The sequence below is a fragment of the Rhodovulum euryhalinum genome (assembly GCF_004342445.1).
Classification (GTDB): domain Bacteria; phylum Pseudomonadota; class Alphaproteobacteria; order Rhodobacterales; family Rhodobacteraceae; genus Rhodovulum; species Rhodovulum euryhalinum.
In genome coordinates this window covers 1-18989 of the sequence record NZ_SLWW01000024.1, presented here as the reverse complement: position 1 = coordinate 18989, position 18989 = coordinate 1, and the positions used below count along the sequence as shown (strand labels likewise).

General features: G+C 65.0%; 17 protein-coding genes and 1 tRNA gene. 2 read left to right on the top strand and 16 right to left on the bottom strand.

The genetic code is table 11. The features are described 5' to 3' along the window. The 5 genes from EV655_RS17915 to EV655_RS17895 all read right to left on the bottom strand — a co-directional run. Positions 1–94, bottom strand: a 94-nt coding sequence (locus tag EV655_RS17915; protein ID WP_023878051.1) for a GTP-binding protein, incomplete at its 3' end; no start/stop codon positions are given. Between the two features lie 111 nt (positions 95–205). Continuing rightward, positions 206–2329: an elongation factor G gene (gene fusA, locus EV655_RS17910; RefSeq protein WP_132546722.1), complete on the bottom strand. Its 2124-nt coding sequence runs from the start codon at positions 2327–2329 to the stop codon at positions 206–208. A gap of 24 nt (positions 2330–2353) precedes the next feature. Beyond that, the gene (gene rpsG, locus EV655_RS17905; RefSeq protein ID WP_132546721.1) at positions 2354–2824 is read right to left on the bottom strand and encodes a 30S ribosomal protein S7; all 471 of its coding nucleotides are present in this window, start codon (positions 2822–2824) and stop codon (positions 2354–2356) included. Positions 2825–2836: 12 nt separating this feature from the next. Then, positions 2837–3208, bottom strand: coding sequence for a 30S ribosomal protein S12 (rpsL, locus tag EV655_RS17900; RefSeq protein ID WP_132546720.1), 372 nt, complete (start codon positions 3206–3208; stop codon positions 2837–2839). A gap of 251 nt (positions 3209–3459) precedes the next feature. After that, positions 3460–4338 carry a DMT family transporter gene (locus EV655_RS17895; protein WP_243645143.1) on the bottom strand — a complete coding sequence of 293 codons (879 nt, stop codon included), beginning with the start codon at positions 4336–4338 and terminating at the stop codon, positions 3460–3462. Between EV655_RS17895 and EV655_RS17890 the strand changes: the two genes are divergently transcribed. Next, on the top strand, positions 4307–4930 hold the full coding sequence (locus tag EV655_RS17890) for an ester cyclase (protein ID WP_243645142.1): 624 nt from the start codon (positions 4307–4309) through the stop codon (positions 4928–4930). The genes EV655_RS17895 and EV655_RS17890 overlap by 32 nt on opposite strands. Before the next feature lie 105 nt (positions 4931–5035). On the opposite strand, the gene rpoC is transcribed toward EV655_RS17890, so the two are convergent. The 10 genes from rpoC to EV655_RS17840 form a co-directional block, all read right to left on the bottom strand. Continuing rightward, positions 5036–9283, bottom strand: a complete 4248-nt coding sequence (gene rpoC / locus EV655_RS17885) for a DNA-directed RNA polymerase subunit beta' (protein WP_132546718.1) — start codon at positions 9281–9283, stop codon at positions 5036–5038. A gap of 105 nt (positions 9284–9388) precedes the next feature. Beyond that, the gene (gene rpoB, locus EV655_RS17880) at positions 9389–13525 is read right to left on the bottom strand and encodes a DNA-directed RNA polymerase subunit beta (RefSeq protein WP_132546717.1); all 4137 of its coding nucleotides are present in this window, start codon (positions 13523–13525) and stop codon (positions 9389–9391) included. 248 nt (positions 13526–13773) lie between these two features. Further along, a complete protein-coding gene (gene rplL, locus EV655_RS17875) occupies positions 13774–14154 on the bottom strand; it encodes a 50S ribosomal protein L7/L12 (RefSeq protein WP_132546716.1) in 381 nt (126 codons plus the stop codon). A gap of 72 nt (positions 14155–14226) precedes the next feature. After that, the gene (rplJ, locus tag EV655_RS17870) at positions 14227–14745 is read right to left on the bottom strand and encodes a 50S ribosomal protein L10 (RefSeq protein WP_132546715.1); all 519 of its coding nucleotides are present in this window, start codon (positions 14743–14745) and stop codon (positions 14227–14229) included. A gap of 270 nt (positions 14746–15015) precedes the next feature. Continuing rightward, positions 15016–15714, bottom strand: a complete 699-nt coding sequence (gene rplA, locus EV655_RS17865; RefSeq protein WP_132546714.1) for a 50S ribosomal protein L1 — start codon at positions 15712–15714, stop codon at positions 15016–15018. A gap of 5 nt (positions 15715–15719) precedes the next feature. After that, positions 15720–16172 carry a 50S ribosomal protein L11 gene (rplK, locus tag EV655_RS17860; RefSeq protein WP_132546713.1) on the bottom strand — a complete coding sequence of 151 codons (453 nt, stop codon included), beginning with the start codon at positions 16170–16172 and terminating at the stop codon, positions 15720–15722. Between the two features lie 104 nt (positions 16173–16276). Further along, positions 16277–16810, bottom strand: a complete 534-nt coding sequence (gene nusG / locus EV655_RS17855; protein WP_132546712.1) for a transcription termination/antitermination protein NusG — start codon at positions 16808–16810, stop codon at positions 16277–16279. Between the two features lie 176 nt (positions 16811–16986). Next, positions 16987–17178, bottom strand: coding sequence for a preprotein translocase subunit SecE (secE, locus tag EV655_RS17850; protein WP_132546711.1), 192 nt, complete (start codon positions 17176–17178; stop codon positions 16987–16989). 80 nt (positions 17179–17258) lie between these two features. Further along, entirely contained in the window at positions 17259–17594 is a 336-nt protein-coding gene (locus EV655_RS17845; RefSeq protein ID WP_132546710.1) for a hypothetical protein, read from the bottom strand. Between the two features lie 136 nt (positions 17595–17730). After that, positions 17731–17806: transfer RNA gene (locus EV655_RS17840), tRNA-Trp, on the bottom strand. A gap of 98 nt (positions 17807–17904) precedes the next feature. On the opposite strand from EV655_RS17840, the gene EV655_RS17835 reads away from it, so the two are divergent. Beyond that, positions 17905–18759: a class I SAM-dependent methyltransferase gene (locus tag EV655_RS17835; RefSeq protein ID WP_132546709.1), complete on the top strand. Its 855-nt coding sequence runs from the start codon at positions 17905–17907 to the stop codon at positions 18757–18759. A 135-nt stretch (positions 18760–18894) separates the two neighbouring features. Here the strand turns inward: EV655_RS17835 and EV655_RS17830 are convergent. After that, the coding region (locus EV655_RS17830; RefSeq protein WP_132546659.1) for an EF-Tu C-terminal domain-related protein at positions 18895–18989 on the bottom strand (95 nt) is incomplete at its 5' end.

The following is an 18989-nucleotide window of genomic DNA, read 5'->3' as shown; positions in this document are numbered from 1 at the left end:
TCGCAGCCGTCAATGTCGTCTTGCCATGATCCACGTGACCAATCGTCCCGATGTTCACGTGCGGTTTCGTCCGTTCGAATTTTGCCTTCGCCATGATAGCGCTTCCTTTTTTACTGTCCGACGCCCGCCCTGGAGCTGATCCGGGGTCTCGCCGCGATTGCGTGTTCACCGGGGCCCCGGCTCATGGCCGGGGCGCCTTGCTGCATCAGGCGTATTTCGCCTGGATCTCGTCGCTGATGTTCTGCGGCACCGGCTCGTAATGGTCGAACTGCATCGTGAACTGCGCACGGCCCGAGGACATCGAGCGCAGGGTGTTGATGTAGCCGAACATGTTGGCGAGCGGGACATAGGCGTTGATGACATTCGCGTTGCCGCGGGTGTCCTGGCCCTGCACCTGGCCGCGCCGACTGGTGAGATCCCCGATGATGCCGCTGGTATATTCCTCGGGCGTCACCACCTCGACCTTCATGATCGGCTCGAGCAGCTTGGCGCCGGCCTTCTTGAGACCGTCGCGCATCGCGGCACGCGAGGCGATCTCGAAGGCGAGGACCGACGAGTCGACGTCGTGGTAGGCGCCGTCCACCAGCGCAACCTTGAAGTCGATCACCGGGAAGCCCGCAAGCGGCCCCGAATCCATCACAGACTGGATACCCTTCTCGACGCCGGGGATGTATTCCTTCGGCACCGAGCCGCCGACGATCTTGCTCTCGAAGCTGTAGCCTTCACCCGGGGTGGTCGGCTCGATCACCAGCTTGATGCGGGCGAACTGGCCCGAGCCGCCGGTCTGCTTCTTGTGCGTATAGTCGATTTCGGCCTTGTGGCTGATCGTCTCGCGATAGGCGACCTGGGGCGCACCGATATTCGCCTCGACCTTGAACTCGCGCTTCATGCGGTCGACAAGGATGTCGAGGTGAAGTTCGCCCATGCCCTTCATGATGGTCTGGCCCGACTCGATGTCGGTCTCGACGCGGAAGGACGGGTCCTCGGCGGCCAGACGCTGCAGCGCCTGGGCCATCTTTTCCTGGTCGGCCTTGGTCTTGGGTTCGACCGCGATCTCGATCACCGGCTCGGGGAAGGTCATGGTTTCCAGGACCACCGGCTTGGCCGCATCGCACAGCGTGTCGCCCGTGGTGGTCTCCTTAAGACCGGCCAGCGCGATGATGTCGCCTGCGAAGGCCTCGTCGATTTCCTCGCGGTTGTTCGAGTGCATCATCATCATCCGGCCGACGCGCTCGCGCTTGCCCTTGGTCGCGTTCAGCATCTGGTCGCCCTTCTTGAGCTGACCGGAATAGAGCCGCGTGAAGGTGAGCGAGCCGACGAACGGGTCGTTCATGATCTTGAACGCGAGGCCCGCGAAGGGCTGGGCGTCATCGGCCGACCGCTCGATATTGCGGGTCTCGGTCTCGTCGCCCGGAGCAAAGCCCATGTAGGCCGGCACGTCGAGCGGCGAGGGCAGGAAGTCGATCACCGAGTTCAAGAGCGGCTGGACGCCCTTGTTCTTGAAGGCGGACCCCGCGGTCACCGGCACGAAGGACAGGCTGAGCGTGCCCTTGCGGATCAGCTTGCGCAGGGTGGCCTCGTCGGGCTCGTTGCCTTCGAGATAGGCTTCCATCGCGGCATCGTCCTGCTCGACGGCAAGCTCGACCAGCGTGGCGCGCCATTCGTCGGCCAGGTCCTTCAACTCGTCACGGATCGGCTGGCGGGTCCAGGAGGCACCCAGATCCTCGCCCTTCCAGGTCCACTCTTCCATCGAGATCAGGTCGATGATCCCCTCGAGCTGGTCCTCGGCCCCGATCGGCAGCGCGATCGGCGCGGGCGTGGCCCCGGTGCGGTCCTTGATCATCTTCACGCAGTTGAAGAAATCGGCGCCGATCTTGTCCATCTTGTTGACGAAGACAATGCGCGGAACCTTGTAGCGGTCGGCCTGGCGCCACACCGTTTCGGTCTGCGGCTCGACACCGGCATTGGCATCCAGCAGGCAGATCGCGCCGTCGAGCACGGCGAGCGAGCGCTCGACCTCGATGGTGAAGTCGACGTGGCCGGGGGTGTCGATGATATTGAACCGGAACTTGGTGTCCGACGTGCCCTCGGCGGTCGGATCCTCCTGGCGCTGCCAGAAGGTCGTGGTCGCGGCCGACGTGATGGTGATGCCGCGTTCCTGCTCCTGTTCCATCCAGTCCATCGTCGCGGCGCCGTCATGCACCTCGCCGATCTTGTGGGACTTGCCGGTGTAGTAGAGGATACGCTCGGTCGTCGTCGTCTTGCCGGCGTCGATATGCGCCATGATACCGAAGTTGCGGTAGCGCTGAAGGGGGTATTCGCGTGCCATGATCTCGGTTCCCGGCCTTGTCTGTTACCAGCGGTAGTGGCTGAACGCCTTGTTGGCGTCGGCCATCTTGTGAGTATCTTCGCGCTTCTTGACCGCCGTGCCGCGGGATTGCGCCGCGTCGACCACTTCGCCGGCGAGGCGTTCTTCCATGGTGTTCTCGTTGCGCTTGCGGCTGGCGTCGATCAGCCAGCGGATTGCCAGCGCCTCTCGGCGCTCGGGGCGCACCTCGACCGGCACCTGATAGGTCGCACCGCCGACGCGGCGCGAGCGCACCTCGACCGAGGGCTTGACGTTGTCCAGCGCGTCGCGGAACACCTCGACCGCCGACCGCTTGAGACGGCTCTCGACCCGTTCGAGCGCATTGTAGACGATGCGCTCGGCGACCGATTTCTTGCCGTCGACCATCAGGTTGTTCATGAATTTCGTCAGAACCCGGTCACCATACTTGGCGTCGGGCAGAACTTCGCGCTTCTCGGCAGCGTGACGACGGGACATAGACGTCTCTCCTTACTTCGGACGCTTGGCGCCGTATTTCGAGCGGCGCTGCTTGCGGTCTTTGACGCCCTGGGTATCCAGCACACCACGCAGGATGTGGTAGCGGACACCCGGAAGGTCCTTGACCCGGCCGCCGCGGATCAGCACGACCGAGTGTTCCTGAAGGTTGTGGCTTTCGCCGGGGATGTAGCTGATCACCTCGAACCCGTTGGTGAGGCGCACCTTGGCAACCTTCCGCATGGCCGAGTTCGGCTTCTTCGGCGTGGTGGTATAGACGCGCGTGCAGACGCCCCGCTTCTGCGGGCAACCCTGCAGGTGCTGGGACTTCTGGCGTTTCACTTTCGGCTGCCGCGGCTTGCGGATCAGCTGCTGGATTGTCGGCATTCCGGTTCCCCGTGTTGCAACCCGTTCAAATCTCGTCTCATGCGCTTCGTGCGTCCACAAAACGCGCAAACCGCATGCGGTCCGCTCTTGCGGGACCGACGCGGTGGAATTCCAGAGGATCGGGGCCGTGGGCCCGGATCGTGACCACTTCAGTTCTGATTTCAGGCACGGGCGGACAGGGCCGCCGACCCGAGGTGGACGCCGTATATGGGGAGTCGGAAGGGTTGTCAACAGCGATCCCGGCGACGCGCTCAGCGCAGACGCAGAGGAACCGGACCCGGACGTGCCAGTCGACGTTCGCGGTAGAAGGTGAAGATCCCGGTCGCCACCACGATGGCCGCCCCCACCAGCGTCACCCCCGAGGGCCAGTCGCCGAACACCGCCGCCCCCAGAAGCAGCGCCCAGATCAGCGCGGTATAGCGAAAAGGCGCCACTACCGCGACCTCGCCCACCCGCATGGCCATGATCGAGAAGATATAGCCGCAGATCACGAAAACGGTGGCCCCCGCAAGCTGCAGCCCAGGCCTTGCCCCAAGCGGCACCCAGTCGGTCCCGGCCGCGCCAAGCCCGGCGAAAAGCGTGACACCCAGCGCCGCCGACAGCGCCACGGTCATCGACGGCACCCCGCCCGACAGCCGCCGCGTGACGAGGTCGCGCAGCGTCACGCAGCCGACCGAGATCAGGGCGTAGACCGAGAAGACGTTGAACCCCTCGGTTCCCGGCCGGACGATGAGCAACACCCCGCCAAAACCGATTCCGATCGCCAGCCAGCGCCGCCAGCCGACCGCCTCGCCCAGAAACAGCGCCCCGGCCAGGGTAACGGCCAGCGGCACCGCCTGGAGAATCGCGGTCACGTTGGCGAGCGGCATGTTGAACAGCGCCGAGATGAAGAAATAGGCCGCGCCGGTCTCGGCCAGCGTCCGGACGCAGATCAACCCCCAGTCGCGGCGGGACAGCCGCAGGCGCAGCGACCCCATCACCCGGGAAAGCACCAGCAGCAGAAGGATCGTGCCGCAGCCCCTGACGAACAGCGCCTGGAAGAACGGAACCTCGTCCGACGCCGCCTTCATGCAGGCGTCGTTGAAGGTGAAGGCGGCCATGCTGCCCATCATCAGGGCCGCACCGCGCATGTTGTCGGACAACGGAACCATGCGTCCGCCATTAGCAGGAACGCCGGAAAGGAAAAGCGCCGTTTGCGTCCAGAGCGGGCGGCAGCGGTGCCGGACGAGGCGGAGCTTCGCCGACGGATGCTTGCGCTGGGACCCGGCGCGCGTGAAGATGGGTGGCGCGGGCTGCCAGGAGGGTCCGATGACGCCGCAAGACCTGTCGGACATCTACAATGGATATATTGACTGCCTGAACACTCAGGACTGGGGCCGATTGGGCGAATTTGTCCATGATGACGTTGAACACAATGAGAACCGGATCGGCCTGCCGGGGTATCGGGACATGCTCGAGGGCGATTTTCGCGCCATTCCGGACCTTCGCTTCAACATCGGGTTGATCGTGTCCCAGCCGCCCTGCATCGCCGCGCGCCTGCATTTCGACTGCACCCCCATCGGATCGCTTTTCGATCTTCCGGTGGACGGCAAGCGCGTGAGGTTCGACGAAAACGTCTTCTACAGGTTCACCGGCGGCAAGATCAGGCAGGTGTGGTCGATCATCGACAAGGCCGCGATCACGGCGCAGATCCGCGACGGGAACGGCGGCGCAACGGGGTGAGCCCGCGACTCCGTGGGGCGCCCGTCGTCCGTGCATCGCCCACTCACCAGACGAAAACGCCCCCGCCATCGCTGGCGGGGGCGCCTGTCTCGACGGGAAGGCCGCCTATTCCTCGCGGCTTTCCGGGGTCTCGACGAGGCCGAAATCGTCCTCGTCGATATCGCCGAACGTATCCATCGGGGCGACCAGCGCCGCGGCGGCCTCGGCCTCGGCCTGACGCGCCTCGATCACCTTCTGATCGCGCTCGGCCGCGATGCGGCGCACGCGCTGGCTGGCCCCGCCGGTACCCGCCGGGATCAGCCGGCCGACGATGACGTTCTCCTTGAGGCCCACCAGCTTGTCGCGCTTGCCCTGCACGGCCGCCTCGGTCAGCACCCGCGTCGTCTCCTGGAAGGACGCGGCCGAGATGAAGGACCGGGTCTGGAGCGACGCCTTGGTGATGCCCAGCAGGATCGGCTGGCCTTCGGCGGGACGCCCACCCTTGGCCATCACCTTTTCGTTGGCTTCTTCCAGTTCGGCCTTGTCGACATGTTCGCCCTTCAGAAGCGTGGTGTCGCCGGACTCGAGGATCTCCCACTTCTGCAGCATCTGGCGGACGATCACCTCGATGTGCTTGTCGTTGATCTTCACGCCCTGCAGGCGATAGACCTCCTGCACCTCGTCGATCATGTAATCGGCCAGCGCCTCGACCCCCATGATGGCGAGGATGTCATGCGGCGCGGGGTTGCCGTCCATGATGTAGTCGCCCTTCTGGACGAAATCGCCCTCCTGCACGGGGATGTGCTTGCCCTTGGGAACCATGTATTCGACCGGCTCCATGGTGTCATCCGCGGGCTCGATCGTGATCCGGCGCTTGTTCTTGTAGTCGCGGCCGAACCGCACATAGCCGTCGATCTCGGCGATGATCGCGTGGTCCTTGGGACGGCGCGCCTCGAACAGTTCCGCCACCCGCGGCAGACCGCCGGTGATGTCCTTGGTCTTGGCGCCCTCGCGCGGGATACGCGCCACCACGTCGCCGGCCCGGATCTCCTGCTGGTCCTCGACCGACAGGATCGCATCGACCGACATCGGATAGGTGACCGGGTTGCCCTGCTCGTTGCGCACGGGCTCGCCGGTCGCCGGATCGACGATGATGATCTCGGGCTTCAGATCGTTGCCGCGCGGCGCGGTGCGCCAGTCGGACACGATCTTCTGGGTCATGCCGGTGGCATCGTCGGTATCCTCGCGCACCGAGATGCCGGTGACGAGGTCGACGAACCGGGCGATGCCCGCCTTCTCGGCGATGATCGGCAGGGTGTAGGGATCCCATTCGAACAGCTTGTCGCCGCGCTTGACCATGGCGCCCTCGGCCACGAAGACCTTGGTGCCATAGCCGGTCTTGAAGCTCGCCCGCTCGACGCCGTTCTCGTCGATGATCGCAAGCTGCATGTTGCGGCCCATCACGATCTGGTCGCCCGCGGCGTTCTTCAGCAGGTTCGGGTTGCGGAACTCGACCTTGCCCTCCTGGCTGGCTTCCTGGAACGACTGCTGGCCGCCCTGGGCAATGCCGCCGATGTGGAAGGTCCGCATCGTCAGCTGGGTGCCCGGCTCGCCGATCGACTGGGCGGCGATGATGCCCACCGCCTCGCCGACGTTCACCATGGTGCCCCGGGCAAGGTCACGCCCGTAGCAGGCCGCGCAGACGCCCTCCTCGGCCTCGCAGGTCAGCGGGCTGCGGATGCGCACGGTGGCCACGCCCGCCTTCTCGATCGCGTCGGCCTTGCGCTCGTCGATCAGTTCGTTGCGGCTGACCAGCACCTCGTCGGTGCCGGGCCGAAGCACGTCATCGGCTGAAACCCGGCCGAGCAGGCGTTCGGCAAGCGTCGCCACCACTTCACCGTCGTTGACGGCCGCCTCGCAGGTGATCGCCTTGTCGGTGCCGCAGTCGTTCTGGCGCACGATGCAGTCCTGCGCGACGTCCACCAGACGCCGGGTCAGGTAGCCCGAGTTCGCGGTCTTGAGCGCGGTATCGGCCAGACCCTTGCGGGCGCCGTGAGTCGAGTTGAAGTATTCAAGAACGGTCAGGCCTTCCTTGAAGTTCGAGATGATCGGCGTCTCGATGATCTCGCCCGACGGCTTGGCCATCAGGCCGCGCATGCCGCCCAGCTGCTTCATCTGGGCGGGCGAACCCCGCGCGCCCGAGTGGGACATCATGTAGACCGAGTTCGGCTCCTTCTCGGCGCCGGCATCGTCAATGCGCACGGCCGAGATTTCCGCCATCATCGCGGCGGCCACCTCGTCGGAACATTTCGACCAGGCATCGACGACCTTGTTGTACTTCTCACCCTGGGTGATCAGGCCGTCCATGTATTGCTGTTCGAATTCCTTGACCTGGTCACGCACGCCCTCGACGATGGTCCATTTCGAGTCCGGAATGACCATGTCGTCCTTGCCGAACGAAATCCCGGCCTTGAATGCCTCCTTGAAGCCCATCGACATGATCTGGTCGCAGAAGATGACCGATTCCTTCTGGCCGCAATAGCGGTAGACGGTGTCGATGACCTGCTGCACTTCCTTCTTGCGCAGCAGGCGGTTGACCAGTTCGAAGGGGGCCTTTGCGTTCAAGGGCAGCAGCGCGCCCAGACGCACCCGGCCGGGGGTCGTCTCGAACCGTTGCAGCACCTCGTTGCCATGCGCGTCGATCTGCTTGATCCGGGCGGTCACGCGGGCATGCAGATGCACCTCGCCCGCGTCCAGCGCGTGCTGCACCTCGTCCACGTCGGCAAAGGCCATTCCCTCGCCCTTCATGCCCTGGCGCTCCATCGAGATGTAGTAGAGGCCGAGCACCATGTCCTGCGACGGCACGATGATAGGCGCGCCGTTGGCGGGCGACAGCACGTTGTTCGTCGACATCATCAGCACGCGCGCTTCCAGCTGGGCTTCCAGCGAAAGCGGAACGTGGACGGCCATCTGGTCGCCATCGAAGTCGGCGTTGAAGGCCGAGCAGACCAGCGGGTGAAGCTGGATCGCCTTGCCCTCGATCAGGATCGGCTCGAACGCCTGGATGCCCAGACGGTGCAGCGTCGGCGCGCGGTTCAGCAGCACGGGATGCTCGCGGATCACTTCGTCGAGGATGTCCCAGACCTCGGGGCGCTCCTTCTCGACCAGCTTCTTGGCCTGCTTGACGGTGCTGGACAGGCCCTTGGCCTCAAGCCGCGAGTAGATGAACGGCTTGAAGAGTTCGAGCGCCATCTTCTTCGGCAACCCGCACTGGTGCAGCTTGAGTTCCGGCCCGGTCACGATGACCGAACGGCCCGAGAAGTCCACGCGCTTGCCCAGAAGGTTCTGGCGGAACCGGCCCTGCTTGCCCTTGAGCATGTCGGACAGCGATTTCAGCGGGCGCTTGTTCGCGCCGGTGATGACCCGGCCGCGGCGGCCGTTGTCGAACAGCGCGTCCACCGCCTCTTGCAGCATCCGCTTTTCGTTGCGCACGATGATATCGGGCGCACGCAGTTCGATCAGCCGCTTGAGACGGTTGTTCCGGTTGATGACCCGGCGATACAGATCGTTCAGGTCCGAGGTCGCAAAACGGCCGCCGTCCAGCGGCACCAGCGGGCGCAGTTCCGGCGGGATCACCGGGATCACCGTCAGCACCATCCACTCGGGGCGGTTGCCCGATTCCAAGAAGCTCTCGACGACCTTCAGCCGCTTGATGATCTTCTTGGGCTTCAGTTCGCCGGTGGCCTCTTTCAGCTCTTCGCGCAGCTTCTCGGCATCGGCCTCAAGGTCGATCGCGGCCAGCATCTCGCGGATCGCCTCGGCGCCGATATTGGCTTGGAAGGCGTCGGTGCCGTACTGGTCCTGAGCGTCGAGATAGTCTTCCTCGGTCAGCAACTGGCCATAGGACAGATCCGTCAGACCAGGTTCGGTGACGACGTAGTTCTCGAAGTAGAGGACGCGCTCCAGATCGCGCAGCGTCATGTCCAGCATCAGGCCGATGCGGGAGGGCAGCGATTTCAGGAACCAGATATGCGCCACCGGCGCGGCCAGTTCGATATGGCCCATGCGCTCGCGCCGGACCTTTTGCAGCGTCACCTCGACGCCGCATTTCTCGCAGACGACGCCGCGATACTTCATGCGCTTGTACTTGCCGCACAGGCACTCGTAATCCTTGATCGGCCCGAAGATGCGGGCGCAGAACAACCCGTCACGCTCGGGCTTGAACGTGCGGTAGTTGATCGTTTCGGGCTTCTTGATCTCGCCGTAGGACCAGCTGAGGATGCGTTCGGGCGAGGCCAGCGAGACCTTGATCTCGTCGAACTGCTTGGGCGCGGCGAGCGGGTTGAAGGGGTTGGTGGTCAGTTCCTGGTTCATGTCTCAATCCTTGAAAGGCTGGCGGAAGGGAGAACGAGCGGTGGGTTTCACCCACCCTACGACGCTTGCGTAGGGTGGGTGCCAACCCACCATCGGGCGCGGGCCCTACTCGTCTTCCTCCGCATCCAGGAGTTCCATGTTCAGCCCGAGGCCGCGGACTTCCTTCACCAGAACGTTGAAGGATTCCGGCACGCCGGCCTCGAAGTTGTCCTCGCCCTTGACGATCGACTCGTAGACCTTGGTCCGGCCTGCCACGTCGTCCGACTTCACCGTCAGCATCTCCTGCAGGGTGTAGGCGGCGCCATAGGCTTCCAGCGCCCAGACCTCCATCTCGCCGAAGCGCTGGCCGCCGAACTGGGCCTTGCCGCCCAGCGGCTGCTGGGTGACCAGGCTGTAGGGCCCGGTCGAGCGCGCGTGGATCTTGTCGTCCACCAGGTGATGCAGTTTCAGCAGGTACTTGACGCCCACGGTCACGGGGCGCGCGAACCGCTCGCCACTCCGGCCGTCGAACAGCACCGACTGGCCCGACGTGTCAAAGCCCGCGCGCGTCAGCGCGTCGTTCACGTCGGCCTCCTTGGCGCCGTCGAAGACCGGCGTCGCGATCGGCACGCCGCGGGTCACGGTCGAGGCGGACTCGACGAGGGTTGCCTCGTCCATGTCCTTGATGCCTTCCTCGTAGACATCGTCGCCATAGGCCAGCCGCATCGCCTCGCGCACCGGGGTCAGGTCGCCCGAGCGGCGGTATTCGCCCAGCGCGTCGTCGATCCGGATCCCCAGGCCGCGCGCGGCCCAGCCCATGTGGGTTTCCAGGATCTGGCCCACGTTCATCCGCGAGGGCACGCCCAGCGGGTTCAGCACCAGGTCGACCGGCGTGCCGTCGCTCAGGAACGGCATGTCCTCCATCGGCACCACCTTGGACACGACGCCCTTGTTGCCGTGGCGGCCGGCCATCTTGTCGCCGGGCTGCAGCTTGCGTTTGACCGCAATGAAGACCTTGACCATCTTCATCACGCCGGGCGGCAGGTCGTCGCCGCGGCGCACCTTTTCGACCTTGTCCTCGAAGCGGTGGTCGAGCGCGCGTTTCTGCGCCTCGAACTGGGCATTCAGCGCCTCGACCTGGGCCGCGTCCGTCTCGTCGGCCAGGGCGAGTTGCCACCATTGCCCCTTGGACAGGGTCTCCAGCAGCGCCTCGGTGATCTCGGCATTTGCCGGAACCCCTTTCGGCCCCTTCACGGCGGTCTTGCCCAGGATCATCGACTTGAGGCGCGCATAGATGTTGCGCTCGAGGATCGCCAGCTCGTCGTCGCGGTCGCGGGCAAGGCTTTCGACCTCTTCCCGCTCGATCTGCAGCGCCCGTTCGTCCTTGTCGACGCCGTGCCGGTTGAACACGCGCACCTCGACAACGGTGCCGTAATCCCCCGGCGGCAGGCGCAGCGAGGTATCGCGCACATCCGACGCCTTCTCGCCGAAGATCGCGCGCAGCAGTTTTTCCTCGGGCGTCATCGGGCTTTCGCCCTTGGGGGTGATCTTGCCCACCAGGATGTCGCCCGGGCCGACCTCGGCGCCGATATAGACGATGCCCGCCTCGTCGAGATTGCGCAGCGCCTCTTCGCCCACGTTCGGGATGTCGCGGGTGATTTCCTCGGGTCCGAGTTTGGTGTCGCGGGCCGCGACCTCGAATTCCTCGATATGGATCGAGGTGAACACGTCATCGCGCGCGATGCGTTCCGAGATCAGGATCGAGTCCTCGTAGTTGTAGCCGTTCCAGGGCATGAACGCGACGATCACGTTCTTGCCGAGCGCAAGCTCGCCCATGTCGGTCGAGGGGCCGTCGGCGACCACCTCGCCCTTGGCGACCGTGTCGCCCACCTTCACCAGCGGTTTCTGGTTGATGCAGGTGTTCTGGTTCGACCGCTGGAACTTGCGCAGACGGTAGATGTCGACGCCCGGATCGCCCGGTTCCAGATCCTCGGTGGCGCGCACCACGATCCGGGTGGCGTCCACCTGGTCGATGATACCCGCGCGCCGTGCCTGGATGGCAGCGCCCGAGTCGATCGCCACCTTGGACTCGATGCCGGTGCCCACGAAGGGCGCATCCGCCTGCAACAGCGGCACCGCCTGGCGCTGCATGTTCGACCCCATCAGCGCGCGGTTGGCGTCGTCGTTTTCCAGGAACGGGATCAGCGAGGCCGCGACCGAGACCAGCTGTTTCGGCGACACGTCGATCAGGTCGACATTCTCGCGCGGCGCCATGGTGTATTCGCCCGACTGGCGGGTGTTCACCAATTCGTTCTCGAACCGGCCCTCGCCGTCGAGATGCGCGTTCGCCTGGGCGACGGTATGGCGCATCTCTTCGGTGGCGGACATATAGATGACATCGTCGGTCACCTGCGCGCCCTTCACCCGGCGATAGGGGGTCTCGATGAAGCCGTACTTGTTCACCCGCGCAAAGGTCGCGAGGCTGTTGATCAGGCCGATGTTCGGGCCTTCCGGCGTCTCGATCGGGCACATCCGGCCATAATGCGTCGGATGGACGTCGCGCACCTCGAAGCCGGCGCGTTCGCGGGTCAGACCACCCGGCCCAAGGGCCGACAGGCGTCGCTTGTGGGTGACTTCCGACAGCGGGTTGGTCTGGTCCATGAACTGCGACAACTGCGACGAGCCGAAGAACTCGCGCACGGCGGCCGCGGCCGGTTTGGCGTTGATCAGGTCCTGCGGCATGACGGTGTCGATCTCGACGGACGACATGCGTTCCTTGATCGCGCGCTCCATCCGCAGCAGACCCACGCGATACTGGTTCTCCATCAGTTCGCCGACCGACCGCACCCGGCGGTTGCCCAGGTGGTCGATGTCGTCGATCTCGCCCTTGCCGTCACGCAGTTCCACCAGCGCCTTGATGCAGGCGATGATGTCGTCGCGGCGCAGCGTGCGCTGGGTGTCGGGCGCATCGAGGTTGAGACGCATGTTCATCTTGACCCGGCCCACGGCCGACAGGTCATAGCGCTCTGAATCGAAGAACAGCGCGTCGAACAGGATCGTGGCGGCCTCGACGGTGGGCGGCTCGCCCGGGCGCATCACGCGATAGATGTCCATCAGCGCGGTGTCGCGGCCCATGTTCTTGTCCATCGCCATGGTGTTGCGGATGTACGGGCCAACATTGATGTTGTCGATGTCGAGCACCGGGATATCGGTGATCCCGGCGTCGAGCAGCGCCTTGAGCGTGCCGCCGGAAACCTCGCCATCCTTGTCGACCGTCCAGGTCAGTTCGTCGCCGGCCTCGACATAGATCGCGCCGGTCTCTTCGTTGATGATGTCCTTGGCAACATAACGGCCGATGATGTGGTCGAAGGGCACCAGCAGTTCGGTGACCTTCCCCTCTTCGATCAACTTCTTGACCTGCCGCGGCGTGACCTTGTCACCGGCCTTGCAGATCACCTCGCCGGTGGCGGCATCCACCAGGTCATAGGTCGGCCGGGTGCCGCGCGCCCGCTCGGGGAAGAACCGGGTGACCCAGCCCTTGTTCTTCGAAAGCTTGAACTCGACCGTCTCGTAATAGGCATCCATGATGCCTTCCTGGTCCAACCCCAGCGCATAGAGCAGCGTGGTGACCGGCAGTTTCCGGCGGCGGTCGATACGCGCGAAGACATTGTCCTTGGCGTCGAACTCGAAATCGAGCCAGGAACCGCGATAGGGGATGATCCGGCAGGCGAACAGCAGCTTGCCCGAGCTGTGCGTCTTGCCCTTGTCATGGTCGAAGAACACGCCAGGAGAGCGGTGCATCTGGGAAACGATCACCCGCTCGGTCCCGTTCACGATGAACGTGCCGTTCTGGGTCATGAGCGGCATGTCGCCCATGAACACGTCCTGCTCCTTGATGTCCTTCACCGACTTGGCGCCGGTATCCACGTCGACATCGAACACGATCAGGCGCAGGGTGACCTTCAGCGGCGCGGCATAGGTCATGTCGCGCTGTTGACATTCGTCGACGTCGTATTTCGGCTTTTCCAATTCGTAGCGGACGAATTCCAGAACCGCCGTCTCGTTGAAATCCTTGATCGGAAAGACCGACTGGAACACGCCCTGGATGCCGTCGCCATCGGCGGGCACCGGGCCGTCGCCCGAATTCAGGAACAGATCATACGAGGATTTCTGGACCTCGATGAGGTTCGGCATCTCCAGCACTTCGCGGATCTTGCCATAGTATTTGCGGAGTCGTTTCTGGCCAACGTAGCTCTGCGCCATGTTTGGTCTCACCTTTCGTCTGTCGCGGGCGCATCCAGCCGTCGGGCCACGGTGGCGCGCCGCTCGCGATGAAGGGGGTAAGGTTCCATTCCTGCGGGCCGTCCCACCGGCCGCTCCCGAACCTCGAACCGCTCCTTGAAAAGGGCTCGGGCGATCAAGCCCTTTTCAAGACAGGTTCGGCCGGGCCCGGGGTTTTCCCCGGACCCAGCCTTTTCCAGACGGATCGCGGGCCAACGCCCGCGCCCGGATCACTTGAGCTCGACTTCGGCGCCGGCCGCTTCGAGCTTGCCCTTGATGTCCTCGGCTTCGGCCTTGGAGACCTGCTCCTTGACGGCCTTGCCGCCAGCCTCGACCAGATCCTTGGCTTCCTTGAGGCCAAGACCGGTGATCGCGCGGACTTCCTTGATCACGTTGATCTTGTTGGCACCGGCGTTCTTGAGGATCACGTCGAACTCGGTCTGCTCTTCCGCGGCGGCGGCTTCGCCACCGGCGGCCGGGCCGGCCATCATCACGGCGCCGCCCGCGGCGGGCTCGATGCCGTATTCGTCCTTCAGGATGGTTTTCAGTTCCTGGGCCTCGAGAAGCGTGAGGTTCACGATCTCTTCGGCGAGTTTCTTCAGATCAGCCATTTTCTGTTCCGTTCTTTCACATGTTCTGTTCCAACGCGGGGCGGTCCTGCCTCACGCGGGTCACGAAGTTGCTCAAGCGGCTTCCGCACGCTCCTCGATGGTCGAGAGGATGCTTGCGATATTGGAAGCGGGCGCGCCAATGGCACCGGCGATGTTGCTGGCGGGTGCGCCGATACAGCCGACGATCGAAGCGATAAGCTCCTCGCGCGACGGCATTTCGGACACTGCCTTGACACCGGCCCGGTCCAGGGCCGTCCCACCCATCGCCCCGCCAAGGATCTGGAACTTCTGATTGTCCTTGGCAAAGGCTTCCGCGACCTTGGCTGCCGCCACGGGGTCTTCGGAATAGGTGAGCACGGTCATGCCCGTCAGAAGGTTGGCGATGCTTTCGCAGGGCTTTCCTTCCAGGGCGATCTTGGCGAGCCTGTTCTTGGCGACGCGTACGGCACCATCCGCGGCACGCATGCGCGCGCGAAGGTCCTGCATCTCGGCAACCGTGAGACCCGCGTAGTGCGCAACCACCACGACGCCAGAGCTTTCGAAGATCTGGCCGAGTTCCTCGACCACTTTCTCTTTCTGGGCTCTATCCACAGTTTTACTCCAAATTGGGGGTTGCCCCCCGGCTCAGGTCTGCCGGACCGATGGTCCGGCGTTCGGGTCCGTGAGGTCCCGAGGCCAGGATCGCCCGAAGGAAAGTCCTTCGCGGAATTCTGTCTCGTTTCCCCATCTCGGGAAGGACATTAAGCTGCCGGGTCACCCCGGCCGCACCCTCCGTCTCGGACAGGACGGGGCGTTTCCGCTCCGTCATCCCCGCGCCCGAAGGCGCGGGAATTCGTCATGGTGGGCCGAAGCCCACCGAAATCAATGGCCCGTGGCAGAGGTCACGTCGACCGACACGCCCGGCCCCATGGTGGAGCTCAGCGACACCTTGCGAAGATAGGTGCCCTTGGCGCCCGAGGGCTTGGCGCGGCTGACCGCCTCGACGAAGGCGCGCACGTTCTCGACAAGCTTGCCATCGTCGAACGATGCCTTGCCGACACCGGCATGCACGACACCCGCCTTCTCGGCGCGGAACTGCACCTCGCCGCCCTTGGCATTCTTGACCGCCTCGGCCACGTCCATCGTCACCGTGCCGACCTTGGGGTTCGGCATCAGGTTGCGCGGGCCGAGGATTTTCCCCAGCCGGCCGACGATCGGCATCATGTCCGGGGTGGCGATGCAGCGGTCGAACTCGATCGTGCCGCCCTGGATCGTTTCCATCAGGTCTTCGGCGCCCACGATATCCGCACCGGCCGCCTTGGCCTCGTCAGCCTTGGGGCCCCGGGCAAACACGGCGACGCGCACGTCCTTGCCGGTGCCGTTCGGCAGCGTGACCACGCCGCGCACCATCTGGTCGGCGTGGCGCGGATCGACACCAAGATTCATGGCGATCTCGATCGTCTCGTCGAACTTGGCGCTGGCGTTCTGCTTGATCAGCGCCACCGCGTCCTCGACGCTCAGGTTGTCCTTGCCGGCCACGGCTTCGCGCGCAGCGCGGACACGTTTTCCATGTTTCGCCATTGCGCTTACCCCTTGACCTCGATGCCCATCGACCGGGCCGACCCCAAAATGATCTGCATTGCGCCCTCGATGTCGTTGGCGCTCAGATCCTTCATCTTCGTCTCGGCGATCTCGCGCACCTGCGCCACGGTCACGGTGCCGGCCGTTTCGCGGCCCGGCTTGGTCGACCCCTTGGCACGGTTGCGCTTGCCCACCGGCTTCAGGCCCGCCGCCTTCTTGAGGAGGTAGGACGCCGGGGGCGTCTTGATGTCCATCGCGAAGGACTTGTCCTGGTAGTAGGTGATTACCGTCGGGCAGGGGGCACCGGGCTCCATGTCCTGGGTCTTGGCATTGAACGCCTTGCAGAATTCCATGATGTTGATGCCGCGCTGACCCAGCGCGGGGCCGACCGGCGGGCTCGGGGTCGCCTGGCCTGCCTTGACCTGCAGCTTCAGCTTGCCGATGACTTTCTTGGCCATGTGGCCATCTCCTTCTTCTCACCGCGCCGGACCCACGCGAGGGCGGCGCATCGGTTTAGTGGTGCGGTCCGCGGGCGCGCCCGCTCGCCTCCCACGCGCTCACGTCAGTTCCCCTTCGAGACCTGCGTGAATTCCAGCTCGACCGGGGTTGCCCGGCCAAAGATCGACACCGTCACCTTGAGACGGTTGTTGTCCTCGTCCACCTCCTCGACCATGCCCGAGAACCCCTCGAACGGCCCGTCGGTGACGCTCACATGCTCGCCGATCTCGTAGGTGATCAACGACCGCGGCTGCGCCTCGCCTTCCTCGACGCGGTTGAGGATCTGGTTCACCTCCTCGTCGCGCATCGGCATCGGCTTGCCCTGGGGGCCGAGGAACCCGGTGACGCGGTTGATCTGGTTGATCAGGTGATAGCCGCGGTCGGTCATGTCCATGCGCACCAGCACGTAGCCGGGCATGAACCGGCGCTCGGTCGTCACCTTCTTGCCGCGGCGGATCTCGAGCACTTCTTCGGTCGGCACCAGGACCTCTTCGATCTCGTCCTCGAGACCGGCATCGGCAACGGCTTGCTTGATCTGTTCGGCAACCTTCTTCTCGAAATTCGAGAGTACGCTCACCGAATACCACCGCTTCGCCATCTTGCCCGTTCCCTCGCGTCCACCGGCCTTGGGCCGTTTTCTCGTTGCGACTTGCGTTATCCGGAACAAAAAACAGCGCGCAACCCGAATCGCTGCACGCCGGAGCCCAGAGCAGGGTTCGCCTTACAGGGGTAAAACCCTTGTTTCAAGGCCCGGTTGCCGGAAAACCGGCCTGCTCAGCCGAAATACCCCAGGATCATCTGCAACCCGGACCGAATGATCCAGTCGACGAAGAAGAAGAAGATCGCCGTCAGCGTTGCCATGACCAGAACCATGATGGTCGTCAGGACCACCTCGCGCCGGGTCGGCCAGACGACCTTGGAGATCTCCGAGCGGGTCTGCTGGATGAACTGAAGCGGATTTGCCATGGCCTTGACGGTCCTGTTGCTCGTGCCGAACGGCGCCGAGATACGCGCTCGGCGCCGGCAATGCAAGGGCCGGGGACCGCCTAGCGGCGGCGCGCGTCTTGCGCAAGCCGCTCCAGCGGGTCGTCCTGGCGGCGCAGGCGTACCGGCGACAGCCTCGGCAAGACGAAACCGCGCGCGCGGGCGATCGCCACCAGGCGGCCCAGCAGCAAGAGCCCGGCGGCCAGCGCCAGCGCGGCATAGGCCATGGAAATCAGACGCGGATCTACGGTCACCGACGCGGCAATCGGGGGGACGTCTGCGGCCGCAGCCGGCTCGGCGGTGGGCGCGACCAGCCACTTGGCCGCCGGCACATCCCCGGCATGCAGCAGGCTCGGCACGGCCGCCCAGACTGCAAACGAATTGAACCAGCGGGTCATTCCTCGTCCCTCCACGTTATGATTCTGACTTTCGCGGCCATAGACGCGCCGCGGGACAGTCCGATTGTCGCACGCGGGGGGTGGCGCGAATGGGGCGCCGCCTCGGCGTTTCGCTGGCGTTTCCGGGAAGACGGCCTGGCAGGGGCGGAGGGACTCGAACCCCCGACCCTCGGTTTTGGAGACCGATGCTCTACCAACTGAGCTACACCCCTAGGCCGACCGCCCGATTACGGCACAAGGCCACCGGAATCAAGACCGCTTTTTGCCGACCGCACTGGTTTCGCACCAACCCGGATGCTAGGCCGGGCGCATGACCGCCGTGCCAGCCTCCGATACCCTCGCCCGCTTCAGCGCCGCGCCATGGGAGGCGCTGCCTCCTGACGAGACCGGCGCGGCGCGGCGCGTGCCGACAATGCTCAGCGCGGCCGAGCAGCGGCTCTATTTCTGGCTCGCGCGCGATTGGGCGCGGGGCGCTGGCGCCATCGTCGACCTGGGCTGCTTCGCGGGCGGCTCGACCGCGCGGCTGGCCGAGGGGCGGCGCCAGGCAGGACACGGTGCACGCGTGCATGCCTATGACCGGTTCACCGCGTCCGAACGGCTGAAGGCACGATTGCTCTATCCCGCGGGGATCGCGCCCTTTCCCGGCAAGGATATCCTGCCGCTGGCCCGGCACCTGCTGTCGCCCTGGACGGATCTGGTGACACTGCATCCCGGCGAGATCGAGGACGACCTCTGGACCGGCGCGCCAATCGAGATTCTCGCCATCGACGCGGCCAAGACCGCCGGGACGGCCGATGCGATCGCGCGGATGTTCTTCCCCAGCCTGATCCCGGGCGCCTCGGTGGTCATCCAGCAAGACCATTTCCACTGGCGCCAGCCCTGGGTGGCCGCACAGATGGAACGCCTTACCGACTGTTTTGTGCCGCTTGCGGTCTGCCCCGAGGCAAGCGCGGTCTTCCTCTGCACCCGTGTCCCCGACGACCGGGCGCTGGCGCGGGCCGCCTGCGCGGATCTGTCCGATGCCGACCTCGCCGGGGGCGTCGCCGCGGCACGTACCCGGTTGGCCGCCTTCGGCCAGGACGCGCGGTTCGAACGGATGATCGCCGCGATCCGCGCCAACCCGGGCGAGCGGACCGCCTGGAAATTCCGCGCCCCGCCCCGCTAGCAAAATAGCTCCGGCCTGGGGGCGGGCTCCCGCGCGTGGCGTCTTCGACATGTGACCCCGCATGGCGGAAAACCGCTCACCGAAACGAAAAAGGCCGCCCGAACGGGCGGCCTTTCCCCCTGCACGAAAGGCAGATTACTCGATGATCTTGGAAACCACGCCGGCGCCGACGGTGCGGCCGCCTTCGCGGATGGCGAAGCGGAGCTTTTCTTCCATGGCGATGGGCGCGA

Excerpts from the sequence above, each read along its gene's own strand:
- fusA (WP_132546722.1), bottom strand. The coding sequence starts at position 2,329 with ATGGCACGCGAATACCCCCTTCAGCGCTACCGCAACTTCGGTATCATG.
- rpsG (WP_132546721.1), bottom strand. The coding sequence starts at position 2,824 with ATGTCCCGTCGTCACGCTGCCGAGAAGCGCGAAGTTCTGCCCGACGCC.
- rpsL (WP_132546720.1), bottom strand. The coding sequence starts at position 3,208 with ATGCCGACAATCCAGCAGCTGATCCGCAAGCCGCGGCAGCCGAAAGTG.
- EV655_RS17890 (WP_243645142.1), top strand. The coding sequence starts at position 4,307 with ATGCTGCCCATCATCAGGGCCGCACCGCGCATGTTGTCGGACAACGGA.
- EV655_RS17895 (WP_243645143.1), bottom strand. The coding sequence starts at position 4,338 with ATGCGCGGTGCGGCCCTGATGATGGGCAGCATGGCCGCCTTCACCTTC.
- rpoC (WP_132546718.1), bottom strand. The coding sequence starts at position 9,283 with ATGAACCAGGAACTGACCACCAACCCCTTCAACCCGCTCGCCGCGCCC.
- rpoB (WP_132546717.1), bottom strand. The coding sequence starts at position 13,525 with ATGGCGCAGAGCTACGTTGGCCAGAAACGACTCCGCAAATACTATGGC.
- rplL (WP_132546716.1), bottom strand. The coding sequence starts at position 14,154 with ATGGCTGATCTGAAGAAACTCGCCGAAGAGATCGTGAACCTCACGCTT.
- rplA (WP_132546714.1), bottom strand. The coding sequence starts at position 15,714 with ATGGCGAAACATGGAAAACGTGTCCGCGCTGCGCGCGAAGCCGTGGCC.
- rplK (WP_132546713.1), bottom strand. The coding sequence starts at position 16,172 with ATGGCCAAGAAAGTCATCGGCAAGCTGAAGCTGCAGGTCAAGGCAGGC.
- nusG (WP_132546712.1), bottom strand. The coding sequence starts at position 16,810 with ATGGCGAAGCGGTGGTATTCGGTGAGCGTACTCTCGAATTTCGAGAAG.
- secE (WP_132546711.1), bottom strand. The coding sequence starts at position 17,178 with ATGGCAAATCCGCTTCAGTTCATCCAGCAGACCCGCTCGGAGATCTCC.
- EV655_RS17845 (WP_132546710.1), bottom strand. The coding sequence starts at position 17,594 with ATGACCCGCTGGTTCAATTCGTTTGCAGTCTGGGCGGCCGTGCCGAGC.
- EV655_RS17835 (WP_132546709.1), top strand. The coding sequence starts at position 17,905 with ATGACCGCCGTGCCAGCCTCCGATACCCTCGCCCGCTTCAGCGCCGCG.